The following is a 394-nucleotide window of genomic DNA, read 5'->3' as shown; positions in this document are numbered from 1 at the left end:
GTTAAGCCCCGGTCTTTCACAGCAGACGCGACACGCCGCCTACGAGCTCTTTACGCCCAATAATTCCGGACAACGCTCGGACCCTACGTATTACCGCGGCTGCTGGCACGTAGTTAGCCGGTCCTTATTCCCCACCTACCGTCAACCCCGAGAGAACCCGGGGCCTGCGTGAGTGGTAAAAGAGGTTTACAACCCGAAGGCCGTCATCCCCCACGCGGCGTCGCTGCGTCAGGCTTTCGCCCATTGCGCAATAGTCCCCACTGCTGCCTCCCGCAGGAGTCTGGGCCGTGTCTCAGTCCCAGTGTGGCCGGTCGCCCTCTCAGGCCGGCTACCCGTAATCGCCTTGGTAGGCCGTTACCCCACCAACAAGCTGATAGGCCGCGAGCCCATCCCC

The 394-nt window shown here is 62.7% G+C and carries 1 rRNA gene; it reads right to left on the bottom strand.

The features are described 5' to 3' along the window. Positions 1 to 394: ribosomal RNA gene (locus tag ACJOT3_RS34800) — 16S ribosomal RNA — on the bottom strand; the annotation flags it as partial.

The sequence above is a fragment of the Nocardiopsis protaetiae genome (assembly GCF_045446735.1).
GTDB classification, from domain to species: domain Bacteria; phylum Actinomycetota; class Actinomycetes; order Streptosporangiales; family Streptosporangiaceae; genus Nocardiopsis; species Nocardiopsis protaetiae.
The sequence above is the reverse complement of the archived record's forward strand: the minus strand, read 5'-3'. Positions and strand labels throughout refer to the sequence as shown.